A 25,715-nucleotide genomic window follows, 5' to 3' on the forward strand; every position below is an offset into this window, starting at 1 on the left:
CGATGAGACACGTCAACATGCAAGGGCTCACCGCCCCGCTAGCCTGGGCAGCCAAGGCCAAACGCACCCTCGACGCGGTCAGGGCCGCCGTCGCCGCCGGCACCGAGCGAGAATTCAATTCGCACTGGACCGAGGACGCCGTACGCGACCTGCTCCTCGGCCTCGCCGGCGTCAAGTGCTGGTACTGCGAGACCCTCATCGTGCGCGCGGACATCACCGTCGACCACTACCGGCCGAAATCCGAAGTATTCGACGTGCCCGGCCACCCGGGCTACTGGTGGCTGGCCTACGAGGTGTCGAACTACCGCATCGCCTGCAAGCACTGCAACAGCGGCGGAGCCCGCTACAACGGTGTCCGGGAAGGCCGCGCCAAGGGCAGCCAGTTCCCACTCATAGGCGGAACCCGCGCGAGCACCTCAGCCGACGACCTGAACAGCGAACAGCCGCTGCTCCTGGACCCGGCCCACCCCAGCGACCCCGACCTGCTCGGCTTCGACTCCGGCGGCTACGCCCGGCGCAGCAACACCCCCTACTCGCCAGCCGAAACGAACCGCGGCCTGTGCCGCGCCGACGAAACCATACGGATCCTGGCGCTCAACGACTCCCACCTCGTCCCGCTCCGCGCCCGCCTCATACGGGAGGTCACCGTACTCGCCCGCCACGGGGACAAGACCGACATCCAGCAGCTGATCGACGACAAGGTGGGACCCGAGGCACCCTACAGTGCGGCAGCCGCCATGGCCCTGGCCTTGCATCGAGCCGTCGCTCAGCCGGCCGCCGCGCCCGCCCCGGTCGCAACGACGCCCACACCTGCCGTCGACCCGGCGCGCTCCCGAGTCGACCTGCACGACCTGCTGCAGCACCTGGACCCCGACGCCCTGAAGGCCGGCATCATCCTCACTGGCCGGCACGAGAAGAAGGTCTACGGGGCAGTTCTGAAACCCGAGGGCCACATCGAAGTCTGGGGCCGCCCCTGGGGTACCCCGACCACCGCCGCCCGAGCTGCCACTGGCAGCAACAAGATCGACGGCTGGGACTTCTGGTGTCTGACCATCGCCGGTGTGGAGCAGACCCTCGCCAAGTTCCGCGCCACGCACTTCCCGCCCAGCACACCGATGTAAGACAAGAGTACGAGCGGCACCTTCGTCCCCGGCTATGTTAACGGCCAGAGGCCTTCGACCTCGACCTGCGGCGATGTGGTCTGCGAAGGTCTGCGGCGAAGTGAACGCGGGGCGCCGCTCGGCAGGTTCTTGGAGGACGAACCCGAATCTGTGGTCTGCAGCCTGGGACGAATCGGCATCGCATAGATCCCCCTCCAATCGCATCAGCACTTACCTGATCTCCAGCGAATCACTCAGAGTCTCGTCAGCGGTCGTTAAGGTCGTCAGTGATCGCGCGGTCGATGTTGCGCTGTGCGCTGTCCGCGAGTGCCTTGTAGAAGAGGTCGACGGCAGAGCCGCGCGGCAGGTCGGCGCGGATGTGCTGGGCACGTTCGCTGATGTCGAGGTCTTCCGGGTATGGCTGGCCAGGAGTTCCGAACCGGAAACCGGAGAGGACTGCGGAGTGCAGGCTTCCCCCGGTACGACGGAACAAGTCTTCCGACAGTCGGGACGCTGTCTTCAACAACACGGTCACGAAGTCCACCTGGTCCCACACGATGTTCTTGGGCATCTTGCTCAGGAGCGGGGCGGCGGCATGCGCGAGATCGCTGTCCCCTTCCTGGTAAGGCTCAAGGAGGAGGCTGAGGACCAATTCGTCTGCAGGGCCGGCGATGGTCCAGAAAAGTTCCGGCGCGTGGAGTTCACGGCGCCATGCGTTCTCGCGGGGCTGTGCCAGCCAGTTCCGCACCGATCGCATCAGATCAAGCCGTGCAGGACTGTCAGACAAGGGGAGCGGAACACTCCACTGGTAAGGCAAAGGATCGAAGGACTTTCTGGTGGGGTCCTCCTCCCAGCGCTCGATCCGGGCGAGTAGGAGCCCGACTGCGGCTTGCGAGTCGGCCTTGGCGAGGTGAGCCACGAACTGCTGCACCGTGTGATCACTCAGTGTCGGAAGAGCGGTCAACTGGGCCAGGAAAAAAGCGCGTTGGGTTTCCGTGAGCTGTTCCCAGGACAAGACGCCGTCCATCGTGAATGCCCACCAGAGGCGATAGGGTACCGACCCCGTCTCGCCGAACGGCACAGACGTGAGCAGTTCCAGAGCCGTGTCCTTCGAGGTGTGCAGCATGGACACGGCCATGCCGAGGACTCCAGCGCGCACTACGGGGTCGGTGTGGTTGCTCAGAGCGCGGGCGAGTGCCAGTGCACCGGCCTCCTGCACCGAGGGGTCCGGGATGTGCTTTTGGAGAGCTTGGGCGACGGCCCGGACCCCCACGGCCCCACCGTCGGCAACGAGGCGCCGACATGTGTCCAGTGCGCGGGGCACGTTCTGTTCGAACGATGCGTGCAGCACTGAGGGCAGCATGACACGGGCGGCTTCGTTCTCAGCGCGGGCCAGTCGGTCGAGAAGAGCGGGGATGAGGTCAGGGAATCCCTCCAGAGTGTCTTCGAGTACTGCGGGAACTCCCTCTGAGTGAGTGGCCACGGCCCTTTGGCCTGCTTCCACCAGCGATACGAGTAGCTCGGCCACTTGGCCGGCGGGCTGCTTCCTCAACTCGTCGGCGGTCTCGTGGCGTAGTGCCGCCCAGTGGTCTTGGACGTTCTCCAGCCGTTTGGTGTCTTCGGAGCGGGGGACCAGGGATTCGTCGTAGGTCCCTGTGTGGAGGAGGAGCGCCAGATGGTGTTCCGTGTTGTCCGGCAATGCATCGAGCACTGTCTGCGCCGTTTCACGCATCTGAGCGGTGCCGTGCTTTGCGGCCCAGCTCAGCGAGCGCCGGGTCGCGAGCGACACCAGAGGACGTGGCTGCCTCGCGGCAACCCGGGTGGCCAGTTCACGGAGGAACTCGATAGCTTGCGGCTCGAATTCTTCGCACAGCCGCTGGTCCACGACGATCCGGTCGAGGAACGCGGTGTCGGGGCGGCCCAGCGCACGCCAGTATCGCAGCAGTGCCCAGTCGACGATGGAGAAGTACGAGGCGAAGTAGAGCAACCCCGCCCCGTTCAGATCCCGGGAGGGCTCCACCGCGTACTCGACCCGCTGTTCCTCGCCGAGCGGCACGAAGCCGTCCGGCTTGTCCGGTTCGAAGGAGCCCCGGGTGCGGGCCGTGTGACAGGCCAGCCGGGGCGAGTACGCCTCCGGCAGCGAGGGAAGGTGGACGTGCCGGAAGTCCGGTGGGGAGGAGCGCACGAGATTCTCGTTGCTCCGGGCGTCGCTGCGGGTGACCCAGCGGTTGAAGTTCTCCACGTACAGCGTTCCGTCGTCGTCGAACGCGTAGAACTCGTCCGGGTCGACGGGGGCCGCGTCCGGCGCGGCGGCGCCGAGCGCTGCCTCGCCGACCGGGGTCCGGGTGATGCGGTGCAGGGTCAGCACCGACTCGCTGCCGAAGCCGAAGACCCGCGACGCGATGTGCAGGCGGTCCCCGAACCCGGGTGTGCGCGGGTGGAACCGGCGGCTGCCGCGCAAGCGGTAGTAGTAGAAGGACAGATAGGTCGGCGCCCCCGAGGGGTCCCTCGCGCCCAGGACGTCGGTGTCGCACACCGTGGCGACGGCGTCCCAGGTCCAGTCGCCGATCTGGCCGACGAACAGCGAGTTGTGCCCGCACATCCCGGGCCTGACGAGCTCGGTGCGGTACAGCCCGCTGTCGCCGAGCCGTTGCGGACCGGACTGCGGGGCGGGGTGCCTGGGCATGGCGGCGGCCCGGGTCACCGTGCGGCCCCGCCGTGTTCGGCCCTGCTGTGTTCGTCCCCGCCGCGTTCGTCCCCGCCATGTTCGTCCAGGAACGCGAGGAACAGCGAGTGGACCTCCGCGGGCGAGGTGAGCCCCGGGAAGTGGCCCGCGTCGGGGATCTCCGCGTAGCGCGCGTCGGGTATGGCGCCGTGCAGCAGATGGGCGGTCTTGAGCGGGATGACCGTGTCATGGCTGCCCTGCACGATCAGTGTCGGCACGGCGATGTCCGGCAGCCGTTCCAGGAGCGTGGCCTGGGAGGCGAACACATCGAGGTAGCGCAGCCCGGTCTGGGCGTCCATGCTCTCGCACCGCAGCAGCAGCTTCTCCAGGTCCGCGCGCTCCCGCCGGATCCGCTCGGATCCGGCGTACCGCTCCAGCCGGTCGAAGTCCTCGGCCGCCACCGTGGCCAGCCGGTTCACCTCGCCGTTGCGGTTGCCCACCTTGTACGAGCTGCCGAGCAGCGTCAGCGAGCGGGTGCGCTCCGGATGCGCCAGCGCGAAGGTCTGGGCGACCAGACCGCCGAAGGAGGCCCCGACCAGATGCACCGGGCCGCCGACGCCCATCCGGTCCAGGACGGCCGTGTACCGGTCCGCGATGGCGTCCAGGGTGAGCTCGGAGCCGGTACTGGCGCCGACTCCCGGATGGTGCACGCTGATCAGCCGGAAGCGCCCGGGCAGCTCGGCGAACTGCCGGGCGAACACCCCGGCGCCGATGTTGAACGGGGGCATCAGCAGCACGACCGGGCCGGCACCGGCGCTGAACACCTCGGCGCGGCCGTCCGGCAGTTCCAGTACGGCGTGCTCGATCGCGGGGTTGGCCTCCAGCAGCACTTTGACGTTGCCGTCCTCGGGCACGTGGTGCTCGCGCATCGCCCGGCGCACGTCCTCCGGCACGCCCGCCGCCGGGTGGTACCGGCCGAGCGCGGCACGCACGGTGGCGTCGCCGCTGCCCACTCGGCCGGCCTGCCCCGCGTCCACGGCGAGCAGTTCGGGCACCTCACTCGGGGCGCGGAACAGCGCGACCAGCCGGGCCGCGGCCTCCTCGGCCTCGGCGACGGTGAACCCGCAGGGAACGGCCAGCCGGATCAGCGAGCCGGTTCCGTCCGGCCCGCCGGACTCCGCGAGGTGGGGGCCGCCGCGGATCCCCGTACGGTGGAAGATCCAGGCGAGACAGGACGCCACGGCGTGCTCGAACCCGTCGAACCACGGCATGCGCGCCACGTCGAGCAGGACGCAGTGGCCAGCCGCGGCCTCCCCGGCGACGGGCGCCCCGCCGTCGCGCAGGCCCTGCCACAGCGCGCGTACGGCCGCCATCCGCTCGGCCGTGCGTGCGGCGACGCCGTCCGTGTCGTGCAGGGCGGCGTCCACCAGCTTGCGCTGGGACAGGCCGAGTTCACGTCCGCGCAGGGCGACCTGCTCGCGCAGGTGCGCGCCGAGCGCGGCGTCCCGGGTGACCGCGAGCCCGCCGAAGTCCAGCCCGAAGTCCTTCGAGAGACTGAAGGTCGCGCTGTCCGCCAGTGACAGCAGGTCCCGCACCACCTCCCACAGCCCGCGGCCTTGTTCCGTGTCCTCGTGGGCGGCGACGAACGCGGCGTTCTCGACGATCCGCGTGGCGTCCAGCACCAGCGGGACGCCGTGCGCGGCCGTGGCCTCCCGGACCCGGCGCAGGTTGGCCAGCGACACCGGGTGGCCGCCGCCGGCGTTGCCGCTCAGCTCGACGCAGACGAACGAGACCCGGTCCCCCTTCTCGCGCAGTCGGCCGCGCAGCGCGGCCAGGTCCAGGTCGCCCGCGAACGAGGGGTGCCCGCCGCTGCCGCGCGTCGGGACGACAGCCGGGGTGAAGCCGTTGTCCAGCAGGCTGAAGAGCCAGGTCGGGAACAGCCCGTTGTGCGGTACGACACCGCGGCGGCCCGCCCAGGAGCGGCACAGCATCGCCTCGGCGGAACGGCCCGAGGAGGCCGTGACGACATGGTCGAACGGCAGCCAGGGCGGCGCCGTCTGCTCCGGAGCGTCACGGCGGGCGGCGGTGCCTTGGCGCGCCGCCGCGACGGCGGCGGTGACCGCGGGTGTCTCCAGTTCCGCCCAGGAGTCGGTGATCAGGTCGATGTCGACCTCGGCGTGCGGCAGGTTCACCGGATTGTGCCCGTGCGCGGCCAGCAGCGCGGCGCGGCGGGACAGGGCGTCGGGCGAGGCCGTCGAGATGGGTGAGGTGGGGGAGTCGGGCGCGGCGGGGGATTGGGGTGCGGGCCCGGTCCGCTGTGCGGGGGCGGGAGCCGGCGGCTGGGCGCGGACCGGTACGGGGGTCGCTGTCGCCGCCCGGTCGAGCTGTCCGGGGGCGTCGGCCGAGACGTCCGGGTCGGCGATCATCAGGATCACGTCGGAGACGCCGGCTTGCTCGACGTCCGCGGGCTGGCACAGATAGATCGGCCGGTTGGTGGGCCGGAACTTGTTCTTGAACCGGAAGTTGCCCTCGCCGAAGATGCCCGCTGAGCGCAGCTCCTCGAGTCCCGCCTCGATGGCCGGGTCGGCGTTGGGGGAGTCGCCCACCTTCACGCCGAAGCTCGCGCCGAAGCTGAACAGCTCCGAACCCTCCGCGGCCAGCGTGGTGATGATCTCGACGATCGCGAACTCCAGCCCGCCCAGCGGCATGTCCGCCGGGTAGAACTCCAGGTCGAGCAGATACCCGTTCTCTGAGGGGATCCTGGTGACGATGACCACGCTCGCCAGCTCGCCGTCCAGCCAGGTCAGGAACATGCGGTGCCGCTCGGCGAGCACGCCGGCCCGCAACTCCTCCCGGACGATCGCCACATACGGGTTGACCATCTGTTTCTGGTCGCCCCATCGGCTGATCATCCCGGCGATCCGCTCGTCGACGGCAGGATCGGAGCCGGAGCGGTACTCCTCGGTACGGCACTCCCCGGCCTTCTTGAACCGCTGCACCATGTAGCGCAGACGGGACATCCTGCCGCCGGACAGGGAGAAGTCCGCCAGGCTCTCCAGCCGCTGGACGGCACCGAACGGCGTGGCCGTGAACGCAATGCCGGACACCTCCGTCACCCGCAGCAGCGAGAGGAAGGTGACCCGCAGGCCGTGGCGGCGGCCGTACTCGGCGTAGGCGCGTACGAGGGTCGGGAAGTACTCCTCGGAGCCGACGTAGCTCCACGCGAAGACGTCGCTGTCACGCCGGGAGAAGTTGAAGTACCCCTCGCGCTCGGCACCGATGAAGGCGAGGGGGGCGATGTCCCGGCCCGCGAGGCCCCCCTCCTTGGCATGGGCGGCGTCCAGCCGGTCCAGCAGCGCGCGTACCTCGGGCAGTCCGTCGAGGTTCTTCTTGCGCACGATCAGCGGCTCGGTGCCCGGTGCGGCGCCGGTGGAGGCGGGTGCGGACGCCGGGGCGGGAGTCGCGGCGCCGTCCGCGAGGCGCACCGGGCCGTCCGGCCGGGCGCGTTCGTCCTCAGCCGGCTCCGCGCCGAGCGCCTCGGTCACCCGCTCGGCCCCGTGCACCTCGGTGAGGTGGGCGGCGAGCTCCGTGACCGTAGGCCGGTCGAACAGCAGCGTCTTGCGCAGACCGCCGAAGCGGCGCTCCAGGCAGCTGACGGACCGCAGCATGTCGAACGAGGTCAGACCGTTGTCGACGAAGGTCAGTTTCGGGTCGATCGGCCGGTCCAAGGTGTACTCGAGCAGCCGGGCGAGCAGCCGGGCGGTGTCGTCCCCGGTGTCCTGTGCCGCGGCATGCGGGCTCGTGGCCGTGGACGAGAGCGTGTCGTGCACGAAGGAGCTCAGCAGGGTGACCGTGTCCTGGTCGTAGATCTCGGCGATCTGGAGGGCGAGGCCGTAGCGGGCGTTGACCGCCCGGATGAGGTCCATGCGGAAGATCGAGTCCAGACCAAGTTCCGCGAAGGACTGGTCCGGGCCGATCTCCTCGGGCGCCATGGCTAGGATCTCCGCGACCTGCTCGCGTATCAGCGCGGCGATCTCCGTCACCGGGACGGGTTCATGGGGGGCGGGATCGGGGGCGGTGGGGGCGAAGGGTGCGGGTTCGGGGGTGGGTGCGGTTCCGGTGGACGGGCGTGGTGGCTGTGTGCTCGCCGTCAGGCCGGGCGGGGAGAGCCTCACCTTGGGGCCGCGCCGCCGGGCCGGGACAGAACTCAGGAGTTCTGGTGCTTCGGGCTGTTGTGACAAGGCGTTCTCCACGTCGGGTTCGGCGGTGACCTCGCGCTCGGTGGTGCGCGCGTCGAACCAGTGCGCGCGCCGGGAGAAGGGGGCACCGGGGAGAGGGAGACGGCGCGGACGCCCGTCCGGCCACAGCGGGCTCCAGTCGACGTCGTCGCCGCTGGCCCACCGGCCAGCCGACGTGCGGGACAAGGAGTCCCCGGTGCCGTCGATCTGCTCGGCGCTCAGCACCCCCGCCGCGCCGCGCTCGCCCGCGGCGGCCGCCCTGAGCAGCTCCACTGCCTGCTCGTGGCTTGCGGCGAGGACACAGAGCCGCTGGGCGAGAGGGGCGCGGCCGAACTGGAGGGTCGCGCTGATCCGGGCTGGTTCCAGGTCCGGGTGCGCGGCCAGGTGGGCGGCCAGCCGGTGCGCGTAGCCGCACAGCGCGGCCTCGTCCGGTGCGGACAGCGGCAGCAGGTACGGCTCACTCGTGGGGGCTGGGGTCGCGGTGACCGGCGGGGTGTACGACTCCACGACCACATGGGCGTTCGTCCCGCCGAAGCCGAACGAACTGACGCCCGCCCGGAGCAGCGGGCGCCCGTCCGGACCCGGCACGCCGTCCCACGTCCGGCGTCGGTCATTGATCCGGAACGGCGTGCCGTCCAGTCGCAGGTACGGGTTGACCTCGCGGAAGTGGATGGTCGGCGGCAGCTCGCCGTGGCGTAGGGACAGCAGGATCTTCAGCAGGCCCGCGATGCCCGAGGCGGCCTCCAGATGGCCGATGTTGGTCTTCACCGAGCCGATCGCGATGTGCGGTTCCTCCGGGGCGGCTAGGCCCCAGTCCTCGTACAGCCGCCGGAATGCCTTCTTCATTCCCTCGATCTCGATGGGATCGCCGAGCCGGGTGCCGGTGCCGTGCGCCTCGATGGCGGTGACGGTGTCGGGCGGGAACCCCGCCTCGCGATGGGCCTTCACCAGGACCTGGGCCTGGGCCTCGGGGTTGGGCGCGGTGAGGGACGGGGAACGCCCTCCGTGGTTGACGGCCGTGCCCCGGATCACGGCGTGGATGTGATCGCCGTCCGCCTCGGCCGCGGCGAGCGGCTTGAGGAGCACCGCGCCGACGCCCTCGCCCCGGACATAGCCGTCGGCGTCCTTGTCGAAGGTCTTGCAGGCGGCGTCCGGGCTGAGCATCCCGGACTTGGTGAACGCGGTGAACAGCCCGGGGCTCAGCAGGGCGTTCACGCCGCCGACGACGGCCGCCGTGCAGTCACCGGCGGCGATCGCCCGCACCGCCCGGTGCAGTGCGACCAGCGCGCTGGAGCAGGCGGTGTCCACGGCCTCGCTCGGTCCGCGCAGGTCCAGCACGTGCGAGACACGGTTGGCCAGGATAGAGTGCGCCACCCCGCTTGCCGTGTGGGCCTGGACCTCGGTGTCGGCGCCGCTGAGCAGATCGCCGTAGTCGGTCGTCGAGACACCGGCGAACAGTCCGGTGTCGGTGCCCGCCAGGTCCGAGGGCCGGTACCCGGCGTCCTCGACGGCCCGCCACACGGCCTGGAGGATGAGCCGTTGCTGCGGGTCCATCAGCGCCGCCTCCTTCGGGGAGATGGCGAACAGCCCGGTGTCGAAGGCGCCGATCTCCTCGACGAAGCCGCCGCACACGGAGGCGGTGTCGGGGTGCGCGTGCAGCTCGGCCCGGTCCGCGGGCGCGGGCCCGACGAGATCGGCGCCGGCCGCCAGGTGCTCCCAGAACGCGTCCAGGTCCGGGGAGCCGGGCAGCACGCCCGCCATGCCGATGACGGCGACGGCGGTCCGCCCGGGGGCCGTGTCGGGTTCGGGCTCCGTAAGTCCGACAGGCGAGGGTTCGACCGGTGAGGGTTCGGCCTCCGTCGGCCCCACCGTCGCGGACTCGGCGTCCACCGTCGCGGACTCTGCGCCCGCCGACCCGGCCTCCGCTGCTGGTGCCACACTGCCCGCGAGGTCGGCCGGGTGGTTCTCGACGAGGTAGTCGGCGAAGGCCAGCAGGTCGGGACACTCGAAGAGGACCGTGGGCAGCAGGTCCAGCGCGTACCGGGAGTTCACCTCATTGATCAGCTCGGTGAGCGAGATCGAGTCGAAGCCCAGCTCCATCAGGTCGGCGTCGAGCTCCACTTCCTCCTCGTCGACGAGGAGGAAGCCCGCGGCCATCGCCCGCAGGTCCGCCACGGCCCGCTCACGCAGGTGCTCCGCCGACAGGCCCATGTCCAGGCCCTGCTCCTGCTCCCGGCCCTGGTCCTGGCTCTCGGGCACGACCTCGCGGTCGCCGCCCGTCACATGGACGACGACGAAGCTGCTCTCGGCACCCGCGAGTCCCCGGTGGAAGGCCCGCAGACCCGCGTCCGTGGGCATCGGGGTCATACCCCACTTGTGGGCGAACAGCTCCCGCACGGGGCCGTCCACGGTCATGCCACCCGCCTCCCACAGTGGCCACCCGATGGCGACCGTACGGCCCCACCGCTCACCGCGTGCGCACCGGGCGGCGCGCTCCTCGGCGAACGTGTGCAGATACGCGTTGGCGGCGGCGTAGTCGCACTGGCCGGGATTTCCGGTCTCCGCGACGACGGAGGAGAAGAGCACGAAGAAGTCGAGGGCGTCGCCCGCGGTCGCCTCGTCGAGGTGCAGCGCGCCGAACACCTTGGGCGCCAGCACGGCGTCCAGCGCCGCCCCGTCCTTGTGCACGGCCCGCGCGTCACGGGTGACGCCGGCTGTGTGGAGCACGCCGTGCAGGGCGCCGTGGCGCTCGCGCACGGCCGCGCACAGCCGCTCGACGTCCGCGGGGTCGGAGACGTCCGCCTGGACGTACGAGGCCGAGCAGCCGGCCGCGTTGAGCTCGTCCAGTGCCTCGCCCAGGGTGGCCGAGGGCGCCGAACGCCCGGCGAGGACCAGGTTCACCGGGCCGTGCTCCGCCAGGTGCCGGGCGAAGACGAGACCCAGCGCGCCGGCACCGCCGGTGATCAGATAGGTGCCGTCCGGCCGGACGCCCACCGGGGCATCACCGGCGGGCGTCGGCGTGTAGTCCTCCAGCACCTTGACGAGGCGCACCCCGTCGCGGTGTCGCACCTCCGCGTCCCCGGCCGCTCCGAGCTCCACCTCGGCGAACAGCCGCTCGGCCCGATTGGCGGCGGACGACTGGGCCCCGGTGCCTTCGAAGGCCACCCGGGAGCCGGAGAACCAGCTGTGCTCCAGGTCGAGCGTGCGTAGGAGTCCGGCGACGGCCGCGTGCGAGGGCTGCGGGCCGCCGGACGGGGAGGTGTGGGTGTGCACGAGGCGCAGCGGACCCCCGCCGGTGTCGGAGAGGAGCGCGGTGGACAGCCGGAAGCAGGAGTGCAGTGCCCGTTCCAGCCGGTCGGCAGGGCGGTCGTCGGCGGTGTCCATGGGCGCGTGGACGACCGCGTCCGGCCGCAGGCCCCGGGCGGTCAGGCGCTCGGCCAGCAGCCGGTGGTGCCGGGGCACCCGGTGGTCGAAGGTGTATGAGGCCTCGTCCACCTGCGCGAACTCGCATCCGAATCCGGCGATCACGAGCCGCGTGTCCGTACCGGCGAGCTGCGCGGCGAAGGCTTCCCGCAGCTCCGGGTCCTCGCTGACGAGAAGCAGGACACCGGGCGGCGCGGAGGAGATGACGGCGGGCGGCGACTCCACCCAGACGGGCCGGCGGTACACACACCCCGCGTCGGCGTCCTCGGCGGGGACGGCCCCCGCGCCCGGGGCGCGCTCCACGGTCGTGTCCCGGGTCAGCCAGTAGCGCCTGCGCTCGAAGGGGTACGTGGGGAAAGCCGCGCGCCTGCGCGCCCGACCGGGGTGCAGCCACCGCCAGTCCACCCGCGCGCCCGCCGTCCACAGCCGGGCGGCCTCGGGCATCCGCCCGTCGCGCAGGAGGGCACCGATGTGTTCCTGGTCCACGTCCTGCCGGGCCGGGCCCGCCCGGCCCGTGAACACTCCGTCGCCGACGGCGTGCTCAGCGAACGACCGCAGCCGGTACGCCAGTTGGTCGTGGCCCTCCGCGAGTACGGCAAGTCGCTCGCGCATCTCGCGGCGGCCGGTGCGCGCGGTGGCGCACAGCTCGGCCAGCGTCCACTCCCGGGCGCCCGGGGTGGTCAGATAGTCGGCCACCTTGCGGGCGTACGCGGCGAGTTGGTCCTCGGTCCGCGCCGAGAGGACGAACAGGTCCTCGCCCGGTTTCTCGGCCGTCCCCAGCGGGGCGGGAGAGGTGTTCGTCATCCCTCGTACTCCTCGACGATCAGATGGACGTTGGCGCCACCGGCGCCGAAGGAACTGATCCCGGCGCGGCGCGGTCCGCCGCCCTCGGGAGCCGGCCACGGCGTCAGGCCCCGTGGTACGTACAGCGAGCCGCCCCCGAAGTCGATCTTCGGGTTGAGGGTCTCCAGGTTCGCGTTCGGCGCGATCCGCAGGTGCCGAAGTTGGAGCAGTACCTTGGTGAGCGCCGCTATGCCTGCGGCGCCTTCGAGGTGACCGATGTTGGACTTGACCGAGCCCACCGCACACGGCGCCGAGCCGCTGCCCGCCGTCCGCCCCAAAGCCCGGGCCAGGGCCGCCACCTCGATGGGGTCCCCCAGCTCCGTACCGGTGCCGTGCGCCTCGACGTAGCCGATGGTCCCGGGCTCGACGCCCGCGCGGCGCACCGCCTCGGATATCAGCGCGGCCTGCGCGTTCGGGTTGGGCACCGTGTAGCCGCCTGTCTTGCCGCCCGCACCGGCCAGGCTCGACCTGATGACGCCCAGGATCCGGTCGCCGTCGGCCTCCGCCCGGCCGAGCGGCTTGAGCAGGACCGCGGCCACGCCCTCGCCGGGGACGAAACCGTCGGCCCGCTCGTCGAAGACCTTGCAGCGTCCGTCGGCGGCCAGCATGTTCCTGGAGCTCAACGCCACGAAGTGGGCCGGGTGCAGGATGAGGTTGACGCCGCCGGCGATCGCCGTCCGGCACTCGCCGCGGCGGATGCTCTCGCACGCCAGGTGCACGGCCGTCAGCGAGGACGAACAGGCGGAGTCCACCGCGAAGCTCGGACCGTACAGGTCCAGGAAGTACGACACCCGGTTGGCCAGCGACCAGTACGCCGAGTGCGCCCCGGCCAGCCTGCCCTTCGGCCACCCTTCAGCGGCGGCGAGCTGCCCGTACGAGCCGTACATGGAGCCCACGAAGACACCAGTCTGCGGCTCCCGGGTGTGCTCGCCCAGGTGGCCGGTCTCCTCCAGCAGGTTCCAGGCGGTCTCCAGGAAGAGCCGCTCCTGCGGGTCGATGTTCTCCGCGTCCCTCGGCAGAACGCCGAAGAAGCCCGCGTCGAACCGGTCGATGTCCTCCAGGAAGCCGCCCCAGCGGCTGTTGGTGCGCTGCGGGATGCCGCGCCGGGTGTCGAAGTGCTCCCGCCAGTCCCAGCGGCCCGCAGGTACCTCTGTCACCCCGCTGCCCCCGGCCGAGAGCAGTTCCCAGAAGGAGTCGACGTCCGGGGCACCGGGAAAACGGCCGCTGACGCCGACGATGGCGATGTCGTCCGGCCTCCTCCGGTCCGCGCCGCCGACGCCCGCCGGATCGGGGCCGGTGGCGCGGAGTTCCTCTGGCGTCTCCGGCCGCTCCCGCGGTGTCTCGGACGCGAGTACAGCGGCCAGCGCGGCACCGCGTTCGGCGGTCAGGTACTCGGCGAGCCGGGCGATCGTCAACTGCTCGAACAGCAGGGTTGCCGGGAGGTCGCCGAGGTCCTCCTCGAACCGGCTGATGATGGTGAGGCTGACGAGCGAGTCGACGCCGTAGTTCTCGAAGGTGACCTCGTCCTCCAGATCCTCGGGAGGGAACCGCAGTACGTCGGCGAAGACACCGCGCACGTAGTGGCGTACGCGTGCCGGGTCGAGCGAGGGAGCCCCGTGCAGGGCCGGGGCCGCCGACCCGGTGGGAGCCTCGGCCACGAACAGGCACTGCTCCAGCTCCGTCACCGGCGTCCCGGGCAGGCCGAGCGTGCGCACCGCGCCGAATCCGGCGGCGCCCAGGGCCCGGTGCCAGCGCGCCGGATCGAGCAGTGGAGCATTCGGCAGCCGCAGCCCTGGGTCCTCGTACGCCCACCAGCCCGCCGTCAGGCCGAAGGTGAGGGTCAGGAAGTCGGAGCCGCGGGTCGCCTCGTTCACCAGGGCGACACCGCCCGGCCTGAGCAGCGTGCGCACATGGCCCAGGGCGCGAGCCAGGTCACGGGTGGCGTGCAGGACGTTGGTGGCGAGCACGACGTCGTAGGTGTGCGGCTCGAACCCCTGCTTTGTCGGGTCCCGTTCGATGTCCAGGGCCGCGAAGGTCGGATACGGCCGGGTCGCACCGAAGACCTTCTCACCGTGCCGGAGGAAGGCCGCCGAGATGTCCGTGTAGCAGTACTCGACGTCGAGGCCGTGTGCGGAGTCCGGGCCGGCGAGCTCGTCCAGGGCCGCCAGCACGAACGCGGTGCCCGCGCCGGTGCCCGCGCCGATCTCCAGCACCCGGACGGGACGCCGGTCCGATGCCACGCCGGCGCGGGTCACGACGTCGGCCGTCTCCCGGGCGGTGAGCCGGTGGTAGTGGTCGGACGCGGCCTGACCCCGGTAGACCCGCTCCACCAACTCCATGGACCCCTTGGGGAACAGCACCTCCATCGGATTGCGGCTGCCGTCCAGCACCTGCGGCAGGGCTTCCGTGCAGCGCCGGAGCAGGTCGGCGTGGGGGGACATGTCGGGGAAGCGGCCGACCAGCGCGGCCACGGCCACTTCCGGGTCCGCCGTGGCCGGGGCGCCGTACGGGGTCGGCGCGGACCGGTGGAGGATCTCGAGCAGTGCCGTCAGCAGCCGCTCCCCGGCGGGGCAGCAGCCGAGGCGTTCGCGCAGTTCGTCGAAGGACGGTACCGGGCCGTCCAGGGACAGGGCCCCGTGCCGGACGAGGGCGGCGCGCAGCAGTGCGCCGGCCGTCCGCTCCAGTTCCGCGAAGGCCGCACGGGACGCGCCGAAGTTTTCGCCCTGCGTGCTGACCATCCCGTGGGGCGCGCAGACCGTCCCGTCGGTTGTCTCATCGGCTATCTCCGTGGGCGTCTTGTCGGGTGCGTCGGAGACCGGTGTCCGCACCCCGAGCCTGGCCAGCCCCTCCGGCGTGGCCTTGATGACGAGGGACTGCGCGACCCCGCCGGCGAGCACCGCCTCCAGCGCCGCGATACCCTCCGCGGGTTCGAGGGAGCCGACGCCGAGCGCCGCAAACCGCTCGATGTGGGACTGCCCGGCGACTGCTCCCACGCTGCCCCAGAAACCCCAGTTCACGACGGAGACCGGGAAGGGCATCCGCCGGTCGAGATACGCGGCGCAGGCGTCCTCGAAGGTGCTGGCCGCCGCGTAGTTGGCCTGCCCGGGCGCGTCCGTGAACGAGATCGCCGAGGAGAAGTAGGCGAGGAAGTCGAGGGGTTCCTCGCGCAGCGCCTCCGCGAGCGCGAGCGCCCCGGCCGTCTTGGGCGCCAGCACGTCGAGGAACATCTCCTGGTCCATCTTGGCCAGGGTGCGGTCCCGCAGCACCAGAGCGCCATGGAAGGCGCCGTGGAGCGGTCCGAACCGGGCCCGGGCCGCCGCGACCGCCCGGCGCACCGCCGGACCGTCCGTGACGTCGGCCCGGAAGTACGCCGACGAACCGCCCAGCGCTTCGAGCTCCGCCAGCAGTGCCCGTATGCCGTCGTCCTCGGCACGCCGACCGACGAGCGCGACCTTGGCACGGTGGGTCTCCGCCAGATGCCGGGCGAGGACCCGGCCGATGCCGCCGGTGCCACCCACGAGCAGATAGCAGCCGCCCTCGCGGAAGGGCGTCGCACCGGCGGGAAGCGGGGGCGCCGGCTCCAAGACCTGGACCAGTCGGCGCTCGCCGCGCAGGACGACCACCTGCTCGGCGCACGGCTCCGCGAGGAGCCGCTCGGCGAGCACGTCCGCTTCGGAGGCATCCCGCACCGTACCCGGATCCGGCCCCGGATCGACGCAGCCGACCCGCCAGCGCGGGTACTCCGCCGCGACGGACCTGGCCAGCCCGATCAGACCAGCGGCGTGCGGCCGTACCTCCGTGCCGGGCCCGGTGCCGACGGAGCCGGGCACGATCACCTTCAGGGTGAGCTCACGGCGGCCCGCGCCCCGGGCGACCAGTTCCTTGACCAGCCGGAACAGTCCCGCCGCGGCACGGTCGTGCGCGGCGCCGGACGGCGGCCCGTCCCCCGACTCGCCGAACCAGTACACGGCGTCGGGGAGCGGTTCGAGCGTGATGGCGGGATCGGCGTCCGGCGGGACGGCCGTGACCCGGCCGCCGGAGCGCCGGACGGCCGCGGTCACGGCGTCCGCCACGGCACGCGCGCCCTCCGGCCGGACCACCAGCGTCCGGCCCGCGTCGGCCACCGCACCGTCCCTCCGGAGCGGCGGTGCGGTATGCAGCGCCGGGACGTGGACCAGCCCCTGGACGGAACACGCGTCCCCCGAAGGTCCGCCGAGGACGCGCAGGGCGACCCCGGTGAACCGCAGCAGGACCCGGCCGTCCGCGTCCGTCATCCGCACGTCGAACCGCTGCCCGTCACGGGTGGCCAGGGCGTACGCCGGCGCGGATTCCGCTCCGCCGCCGCACACCTCCAGCGCCTCAAGGGCGAACGGTACGGCGGGGCCCGTCCCGTCCGCCGTCACGAGCACGGACAGCGTCTGCAGCGCGCCGTCGAGCAAGGCCGGGTGCAGCGAGGGCGGCGCTGACGCCCAGTCGGCCTGCGGCGGAGTCCGGAGCACTCCGACGGCCTCCGTGCCGCCGTGACGCACCCCGTCGAGGACCTGGAACGCCGGCCCGTACGCGATCCCGGCGGCCGCGAAGTCCGCGTACAGCTTCTCGGCGCCGCGACGGCTCCCGCAGCGGTCCAGCACGGCACGCACGTCCACCCGCTCCGGCTCGCCCGACGGTCCCGAACCGTCCCATGTGCCCTGCACGAACGGCGGTTCACCGTCCGTGTCCGCCACGCCGCGCACCTCGAACCGCACGCCTCCCGCCGGCCGGGGGGAGGTCAGCAGCCGGAGTTCACGGGCCGCGGAGACCTCGATCGGCCGGATCCAGCGCACCCGGGAGAAGCGCGCGACGCCGGGCAGCCCGCGCCCGTCGGTCATCGCACCCGCCAGCAGGCCGAGGCTCGCTACGCCCGGAAGCACCGGACGGCCGTCCACCCGGTGGTCGGCGACGACCCACTCGTCCGGGGTCACCGACCAGCGCAGCATGCCGGGTTCGGAGGTAGCCGACGCGGCAGCGGGCGTCCGGGAGACCCTGTGGGGCGTCCGGTCGAAGGAGTAGCCGGGCAGCGGGACGCGCCGCACCGGGCCCGGAGCGCACCGTGCGGCCCAGTCGACGGTTTCGCCCCGCACGTACCGCGCGGCGACCCGCTTCGGCTCACCGTCCCCCTCGCCCGCGAAGGCGTCCGGGAAGACGCCCGTGAACCGCCCGGACGCGGCGGTCGCGCGCAGGACCCCGATCAGCTCGGCGAGATCGCGTACGACGAACGCGGCACGCACCGGGAAGTGCTCCCGGCCCGCGCCCAGGGTGAACGCCACATCGGGCAGGCGCACTGGGCCCGCACCGGCTCCGGGCCGGCCCGCCAGCGCCTCGACCGCCTCGGCGAGCGCACCCAGCCCGCGCCCCAGCGCCGCCTCCGAACGCGCCGAGACCGGCACGACGTACGAAGTCGCGGCGTCGGGTCCGTCGTGCGAGGGTCGGCTGTCGCCCGGCTGGCCCGCGTCCCGTGCCGCGCCCGCCCCCGCGCCGTACCCGACCGACTCGCGCGCCGGGGCTTCCGCGACGATCAGGTGGGCGTTGGTTCCGCTGAAGCCGAAGCTGCTGATCCCGGCGATCCTGGCCCCGGACCGGCCCGGCCGCCACGGCGTCGCGCTGTCCACGACCCGCAGCCCGCTCGGTCCGAAGTCGATCTCGGGGTTGGCCCGGCTGAAGTGCGGGGTGGGCGGCAGCTCGCCATGCCGCAGCGCCAGGAGCACCTTCAGGAGCCCGGCGATCCCGGCCGCCATGGTGGTGTGCCCGATGTTGGCCTTGACCGACCCGAGGCCGCAGGGCTCCGGGCGGTCGGATCCACCGCCGAACACCTGGGTGAGGGCCTTCACCTCGATCGGGTCGCCGAGCGGCGTTCCGGTGCCGTGCGCTTCGACGTACGTGACGTCCTCGGCGCTCACGCCGGCCCTGCGCTGCACTTCGGCCAGCAGCTCGGCCTGCGACACGGCGCTGGGCGCGGTGAGCCCGTTGGTGCGGCCGTCACCGTTGACCCCGCCGGCCTTGATGACACCGTGGATGTGGTCGCCGTCCGCGAGCGCCCGCTCCAGGCTCTTGAGCACCACCGCGCCGACGCCCTCGCCCAGCACGATCCCGTCGGCCGACGCGTCGAACGGCGCGCTCCGCCCGGTCGGCGAGAGCATGCCGGTCTTGCTGGTCATGATGTGCATCCGGGGCGTCGACAGCACCGCGACGCCGCCCGCGACGGCGGCCTCGCACTCGCCGCGCCGGATGCTCTCGCAGGCCAGGTGGACGGCTACCAGAGAGGACGAACAGGCGGTGTCCACGGCCATCGTGGGGCCGCTGAAGTTCAGCAGGTACGCGATCCGGGCCGCCAGGACGGAGCCCGAGTTGCCCAGGAAGGCGTAGCCGGAGGCGGGGTCCTCGCCCGCCGCGGCGAGGACGTCCGCATAGTCTCCCGCGCCGCAGCCGACGAACACGCCCCACTTCCTGCGCTCGGAGGACCGCACGGCGTACCCGGCGTCCTCCAGCGCGCGCCAGGCCGTCTCCAGGAAGAGCCGCTGCTGCGGATCCATCGCCTGTGCCTCCAGGGGCGAGACCTGGAAGAACCCGGCGTCGAACTCGTCGACCGAGGACAGCATGGCCGCCCACTTGCTGTACGTGCGGCCCGCGGCCAGCCGGTCGGTGTCGAACACCGGGCCGACGTCCCAGCGTTCCCGGGGCACCTCGCGGACGCTGTCGTGCCCGGTGACGAGGTTCTTCCAGAAGGTGTCCAGATCGGGCGCGTCGGGGAAGCGGCCCGCCATGCCGACGACGGCGATGTCCCGTCCGGTGACGCCCGCGGCCGGGGCCGGGACGGCATCATCACTGGCGTCGAGCACCGGAAGCGACACCACCGGTCCCTGCCGCGCGCCGGCCGCTGGGGCGGGCAGGGGCTCGGGCTCGGCAGGGGACTCGCCGACCGGCCTGAGCGCCACCTTGCCGGGTGGGACGGTGACGGGTGCGGGGACGGGGCGGGGCGCCGACGCAGCAATGGGTTCCGGCGTCGGTCCGGCAACGGGTACGGACACCGGTCCGCCGGCGGGTTGCGGCGCCGACGCGGCGACGGGCTCGGACGTCGGCCCGCCTACCGGATCGGCCGCCTGGCCGGCCAGCGGCTGGAGGGCCCGTTCGGGGTCCCGTTCGGCGGCGGTCGGTTCGTGGGTCGGCTCGACGGCCGTTCCCGGGATCGCCCGGGCCGTCGGCCCGGGCGGGTGGTGCGCCCCGCCCGGCACGGCGGTGAGTGCCGTGACCTGGGCGTTGAGTGCGTGCGTGACGGAGTGCAGGCTCAGGATGTGGTCGACCAGCCGGGGCACGGTCGGGTGGTCGTAGAGGGTGACCGAGTCCAGGTCGAGGCCGTGCACACGGTTGATCTCGCGTGTCATCTCGACGGCCCCGACGGAGTCGAGTCCCATGTCACTGAAGCTGAGCTCGTGGTCGATCTCGCTCCGGTCGAGGTAGAGGCTCGCGCACAGCGCGTCTTCGACCGTCCGGGTCACCCGCGCGTCGTCGAGCCCCGAGGAGGCGGGCGGCGCAGACACGGACACAGGCTCCTGCGGCGCAGGTGCGGGCGGTCCCTCCGGCACAGACACCGGTACAGGCCCAGGCACAGGGACAGGCAACGGCTCCGCGCGGATCGCCGCGATCTTGGCGAAGTGCTGCTGGATGAGCGCGACGGACTCGGGCCCGAAGACCCGGTCGTGCATCTCGCTCTCCCGCGCGATCACCGAGCCCAGTTGCCCCAGCACCCGGTCGGCGAGGTCGGCCTTCAGCACCCGGACGGCGTTCAGCGGCTTCTGCGCGATGGACCGGGCCAGCGCGAGCGCCGTCGGTAGCACGTCGTCGGGGTCGGCGAACGACAGGTCGGCGCCCCGCTGTTCCAGCGCGCGCCCGGTGTACGTGCCGCCGGTGAAGAACATCTCGGTGGCCAGGGCACGCCCGAGCCGCTGTTCGAGGATGTACGTCGCGCCCATACCGGGCGTGAAGCCGTACTTCATGAAGCTGGCGCTGAAACTCGCCTCGCGGGACATCACGACCATGTCCGCGTGCAGGGCGAACGCGAGACCGCCGCCGGACGCATGCCCCTGGACGGCCGCGATCACCGGGCGGTCGCAGCGCAGGAAACCCTCGTACACGAACGGTGCGTCGGTGAAGCGGCTGCCGCCGCCCGCCAGCGTCTCCAGCGCGTCCGGGGTGGCGCCCATGCTGAAGACGCCGCCGCTGCCGGTCAGCACGACGGCCTTGACGTCCGAGCGCCGGGCGATCTCCGCGAAGGCGGCGGTCAGCCCGTGCATCATGCCGTCCGTGAACATGTTCACCCCGGACGGGTCGCGCATCACGACGAGCGCGATGCCCGGGTCCACCACCTGGAAGTCGACCTCGTCGCCCTCGTACGGCCCGGTCGCCTCGGTAGGCGAGGGAGCGGGCGCGGTCAGGGGCGCCGGTGCCGGTGGAGCGAGCGGCGACGCGGCTGGGGCGTCCGGACGTGTCGAGCCCCCGTGCCAGCGGCCGATCCAGTGCCGCTCCTGCCGCAGCGGCGCGGTCGGCAGGGACAGCCTTCGCCGGCCGGCCGCGGGGCCGGCCCAGTCGACGTCGGCGCCGGCCGTCCACCGCTGGGCCGTCCCGTCCAGCGGGGTGGTGGTGCCCGCAGGATCGGCCACCAGGCCCGTCGTACCGTGGGCAGCCGCGTCCCGCAGGGCCCGCCGCAGCCCCCGCACGGACGAGGCGACCACCGCGAGCCGGGCGGCCATGGGGGTACGGCCCGACCGCAGTGTGTACGACACGTCGGCGAGCAGGGAGCGCTCGGCGTCCGGATCGGAGGCGTCCCGGCCGGTCTCCACCGGCGCGAGGGCCGCGAGCGTGGTCGTGGCGGTCGGCTCGACTGCGGGCACCAGCCCTACCGCGTGCATCCGGTCCGTCAGGGAGCGCAGCCCGCTCGCGTCGAGACCGAGGTCGCCGAGCGGTTCGTCGGGGTCGACGACATCGGCCGGCAGATGCAGCAAGTCGGCCACCCAGGCCGTGACGCGTTCCAGCGTCCCGGGGGAGGCCGTCGCCGTGCTCGCAGCCGGACCCGGGCCGGGCAGCGCGTCCGCGAGCGCCCGGGCGTAGGCGGCCAGGGTCACACCGTCCGGCGCGGACAGCGCGAACACCCACGGACCCCGGTCGGCCGCGCCGGCCGGAACCGGTACGCGGGCGGGGGCCTCGGACACCAGGACATGCGCCCCCGCGCCGCCCGCGCCGAAGGCGCTGACCCCGGCCCGGCGAGGCACTCCGTCGTTCCGGCGGGGCCACGGCGCCCGCTCCCGCTGCACTCGGAATCCCGCGCCCGCGAGATCCGCGTGCGGGTTGGTCCGCTCGGCGTGCAGGGACGGCACGAGCTCGCCGTGACGCAGCTGGAGCAGCACCTTGGTGAGCCCCGCGATGCCCGCGGCGCTCTCCAGGTGCCCGATGTTCGACTTCACCGAGCCCAGCGCGCAACCTCCCGGCGCCGTCGTGGTGAAGCCCAGTCCCAGACCCGCCACCTCGATGGGGTCGCCGAGCGAGGTGCCGGTGCCGTGCGCCTCCACGTAGTCCACCGTTTCCGGGTCCCAGCCCGCCGCGGCCAGCGCGGCGCCGATCAGCCGGCCCTGGGACGTCTGGCTGGGCACGGTGAACCCGCTGGTGCGGCCGGTGTGGTTGAGGGCGGTGCCGTGGATGACGCCGTGGATGTGGTCGCCTTCGGCCAGCGCCCGGTCCAGCGGCTTCAGCAGGACCGCGCCGACGCCCTCGCCCGGCACGTAGCCGTCGCCGTCCGCGCCGAAGCTGCGGCAGCGACCGTCCGTGGACAGGAACTGCCCCTGGGCGAGCTGGAGGTACTTCTGCGGATGGACCGTCACGTTGACGCCGCCCGCCAGGGCCAGTGAGGACTCGCCGCGCCGGATGCTCTCCACCGCGAGGTGCAGCGCCGTCAGCGAGGACGAGCAGGCGGTGTCCACGGCCAGGCTGGGGCCGTGCAGGTCAAGGGTGTACGACACCCGGTTGGCGATGGCCGCGTGCATGGCGGTCGGCGCCACGTCGGAGCGGCTGTCGGTGAACAGCTGGTAGTGGTTCCACATGGCGCCGACGAAGACGCCCACCCGCTCGCCGCGCAGGGCGGCGGACGGATATCCGGCGTCCTCCAGCGTGCGCCAGGCCGTCGTCAGGAACAGCCGCTCCTGCGGGTCCATGCGCTCGGCCTCCTTGCGGGAGATCCCGAAGAACGCCGCATCGAAGACGTCGACCCCGTCCAGGAAGCCGCCCCACTTGCTGTAGGTGCGGCCCGGGGCGGTCCGGTCGCCGCTGAAGTACGCCGAGTGGTCCCAGCGTTCGGCCGGAACCTCGGTGACGCAGTCGCGGCCCTCGGCCAGGTTGCGCCAGAACGCTTCGAGGTCGGCGGCCTCCGGATATTGGCCCGCCAGGCCGATCACGGCGACGGGGCAGTTGCGCCGGTCGTCGTCCCGGGCGCCTGTCCCGGTCCGCGCGGCCTCCTGCCGTGTCCTGTGGGCCCGGTCCGGCCAGGGCGTCTCTGCGGCGGCCTCCTCGGCGCCGTCCTCCAGCGGCTGGACGGTGGCCAGTTGCTCCGTCACGCGGCCGGGGTCGCCGTACAGCACCACGACCCGGCTGTCGTCCCGGGCCAGGCAGTCGGCCAGGATGTCGAAGGCGGTCTCGGTGGGCAGCGGCGCGTTGCCCGCCGAGGCCCGCGAGCGGTCCAGGACGTCCGGCGCGAGCCGCATGCCGCCCTCGGCCCAGTAGGGCCAGCCGATCGCCAGGGAGCGCCCCGACCGGTCCGCGCGCCGGGACCGGGCGCGGGCGAAGTGCTCCAGGAAGGCGTTGGCGTACGCGTAGGCCGCCTGACCCGGATTGGGGACGGTCGCCGAGACCGAGGAGAACAGCACGAAGAAGTCCAGGGCGTCGTCGCGCGTCGCTTCGTCCAGGTGGACGGCGCCGTCGGTCTTGGCGGCCAGGACCGGGGCCAGATCGGCCGGGGCCGTGCGGAAGTACAGCCCGTCGCGGGTCGCGCCGGCGCAGTGGAAGACGCCGTCCAGCCGCCCGAACAGTTCCCGGGTCCGGCGCACCGCGCCCGCCGCCTCGCTGGGGCGGGAGACGTCGGCGCGCACGTACTCCACCCGCGCGCCGAGCCGGTGCCAGGCGTCGAGGCGCTCCCGCAGCCCCTCGTCGAGCGGGCGGCGGCCCACCAGGACCAGCCGGGCCCGGTACTCCCGGGCCAGCCGGTCCGCCAGCAGCCCGCCGATCCCGCCGGAACCCCCGGTGAGGAGATAGACGCCGCCCTCCTTCAGGGCCGTGCCGGAGTTGTCGTTCCCGGCGGCCGGGCCGACCGTGTGGTGCCGCACCTGGCGCAGCCCGTCCCGGTAGCGGGCCTCCCGCCCGCCGGCCGCAGGGGCCGGCGGGTTCGGGTCCGCCACCGCGTCGGCGCATTCGGCGAGCACCCGGTCGGCGACGAACCCGGACCGCGGCCGGAGCCCGAACTCGACCACCCGGCACCGCAGGACCGGAGTCTCGGCGGAGACCGTCGCGGCGAAGGCACCCAGCGCCGCGTTGCGGGGCTCGGGCGCGCTGGGCGGACCCGAGTGCACGAACACCAGGGCGTGCGGGGCGCCGGGACGGTGTGCCGTCAGCGCGGACGCGACCGTCCAGTACGCCGTCAAGGGGTCGGCTCCCCGGTCCCGGGCGTGCGCGGACGTGCCGTCGGCGACGGGTGCCACGACGACGACATCGCGGGGCAGTCCCCGCGCGGCGGACAGGGTGTCCAGCAGCCGGTCCACCTGGGCACGATCGCCGGCGTCGAGCCGGAAGACATCGGAGGCCAGAGTCTGGAACGCGGTGCCGTGCAGCGCGTGGACGACGCGGCCCGAGTGGCGGCGCCGCAGGCAGTCGGCCAGTTCGTCGGAGGCGCCGAACACGAGGAGGTCGTGGTCGGCCGCCGGGCCGTCGGCGGGCTCGGCGCCCCCGATGGCCCGGGGCACCCAGACCTCGCGCAGCAGGACCGCCGCCTCGTCGGGCGGGGCCGGGTGCGCCTCCGGGGACGTGCTGGGTGCCGGGCCTACGTCGGCTCGGGAGGCCTGCGGCGAGGTGCCGTCGGCGAGGTCGTCGCCAACGCCGAGCGCATCGCCGTCGGTCAGGTGCGCTGGTCCGGCGCCCCGCAGCCCGTACGCCGTCACCAGGTGCCGGGCCAGGCTGTCGATGTCGCTGTACTCGAACAGGAGCGTCGGATAGAGCCGACTGCCCACCCGCTGTTCCAGCGCCTCGCTGAGCGAGAGCAGGGCGACCGAGTCCAGGCCGAGCTCGTAGAAACCTGCCCCGGTCCGCACGGAGGCCGGGTCGGTGTTCGAGGCGGCACCGACCATCTCCCGCAGCATGGCCGTCACTTCGTCGAGCTCGCGGGCGTCGCCGGACGGGGACGCGGGCGTAGGAGCGGGCCCGCCCTGCGGGGTACCGGTGTCCGTCTCCGCCCCCCCGGCCGGCTCGCTGTCGGCCCGAGCGTCGGCCTCGGCCACCAGCTTGGTGATCAGCCCCTCGTGCCGGATGCGCTTGCACGCGATGCCGCGGAACTCCGCGAGGAACTCGCCCTTCTCGTCGTACAGCGCGTAGTCGTTGGTCAGCATGTCGCCGGACTCGGCACAGCGCTCCGGGCGGGGCGCGTACACGTGGAAGACGCGGGACAGCGGGCGCGGCGCGCGGAAGTAGTCGATGTAGATCGGGATGAACGGGTCCTCGCCCGACACGGCCGTCTGCCCGAAGCCCGCCAGGGTTGAAGCGTCCATCTTGGCCGGATGGAGGTGGAAGAGATCCTCGTCCGCGGCCGCCGACGGGTCGAGCCGCAGCTCGGCGAGGAGGTGGCCGTCGCCCTGGTACAGGGGGCCGAAGCACTGCATCGGCGTCCGGTGCCGGATCTCCTCGGCCCGGGCCCGCGCGTACAGCTCCGCCATGTCTCGGCGGCGCACCCCGCCCGAGGTGAGCGCCGGCAGGTCCAGGGCGGGCAGCGGCGGCTCGTCGGTGGTGACGAGTTCGGCCCGCGCGTTGTCCCGCCAGGGGGCGCACGGTTCGCCGTCGCGCAGCCAGCGGCTCTCCACGGTGACGGGGCGCGGAGCGTCCTGCGGCGCCGCGCCGACGGTGACCCGGATCTCCCGCTCGTAGCCCTCGCGGACAGTCACCGCCTCGGTGAAAAGCACCTTCCGTAGGGCGCAGTGCCGGTGGTCGACGCCCTTGGCGATCAGGACACGGTAGACGAGGTCGAGGAAGGTGACGCCGGGCATCACCGAGACGCCGTGCACCCGGTGGTTGTCCATCACGAAGTCGGCCTGCGTCACGAGGACGGAACACTCGATACCGGGTTCGTTGCGCATGGCTGAGGCTCTCCTTGGGTGTGCCTCGGGC

General features: G+C 72.9%; 4 protein-coding genes. 1 reads left to right on the forward strand and 3 read right to left on the reverse strand.

Annotated elements, in window-relative coordinates; translation table 11 throughout:
* Positions 1-2 precede the first annotated feature (2 nt).
* Positions 3-1,121, forward strand: coding sequence for an HNH endonuclease (locus ACFWMZ_RS16695; RefSeq protein ID WP_383202268.1), 1,119 nt, complete (start codon positions 3-5; stop codon positions 1,119-1,121).
* 244 nt (positions 1,122-1,365) lie between these two features.
* Here ACFWMZ_RS16695 and ACFWMZ_RS16700 read toward each other — a convergent pair whose 3' ends face one another.
* Genes ACFWMZ_RS16700 through ACFWMZ_RS16710 form a run of 3 tightly spaced genes read right to left on the reverse strand, consistent with a single transcriptional unit; the run spans position 1,366 to position 25,684 of the window.
* Positions 1,366-3,804 carry an LnmK family bifunctional acyltransferase/decarboxylase gene (locus tag ACFWMZ_RS16700; RefSeq protein WP_383202270.1) on the reverse strand — a complete coding sequence of 813 codons (2,439 nt, stop codon included), beginning with the start codon at positions 3,802-3,804 and terminating at the stop codon, positions 1,366-1,368.
* Positions 3,801-12,230 (reverse strand): alpha/beta fold hydrolase, encoded by an 8,430-nt coding sequence (locus ACFWMZ_RS16705; RefSeq protein WP_383202273.1) that lies wholly within the window; start codon positions 12,228-12,230, stop codon positions 3,801-3,803. Before ACFWMZ_RS16705 ends, ACFWMZ_RS16700 begins: the two co-directional genes overlap by 4 nt.
* Positions 12,227-25,684: an SDR family NAD(P)-dependent oxidoreductase gene (locus ACFWMZ_RS16710; RefSeq protein ID WP_383202275.1), complete on the reverse strand. Its 13,458-nt coding sequence runs from the start codon at positions 25,682-25,684 to the stop codon at positions 12,227-12,229. Before ACFWMZ_RS16710 ends, ACFWMZ_RS16705 begins: the two co-directional genes overlap by 4 nt.
* Positions 25,685-25,715: the final 31 nt, after the last annotated feature.

It is taken from the genome of Streptomyces sp. NPDC058373, assembly GCF_042723275.1.
Classification (GTDB): domain Bacteria; phylum Actinomycetota; class Actinomycetes; order Streptomycetales; family Streptomycetaceae; genus Streptomyces.

What these genes read in the sequence shown, in the direction of transcription:
- ACFWMZ_RS16695 (WP_383202268.1), top strand. Translation starts at nt 3, where the DNA reads ATGAGACACGTCAACATGCAAGGGCTCACCGCCCCGCTAGCCTGGGCA.
- ACFWMZ_RS16705 (WP_383202273.1), bottom strand. Translation starts at nt 12,230, where the DNA reads ATGACGAACACCTCTCCCGCCCCGCTGGGGACGGCCGAGAAACCGGGC.
- ACFWMZ_RS16710 (WP_383202275.1), bottom strand. Translation starts at nt 25,684, where the DNA reads ATGCGCAACGAACCCGGTATCGAGTGTTCCGTCCTCGTGACGCAGGCC.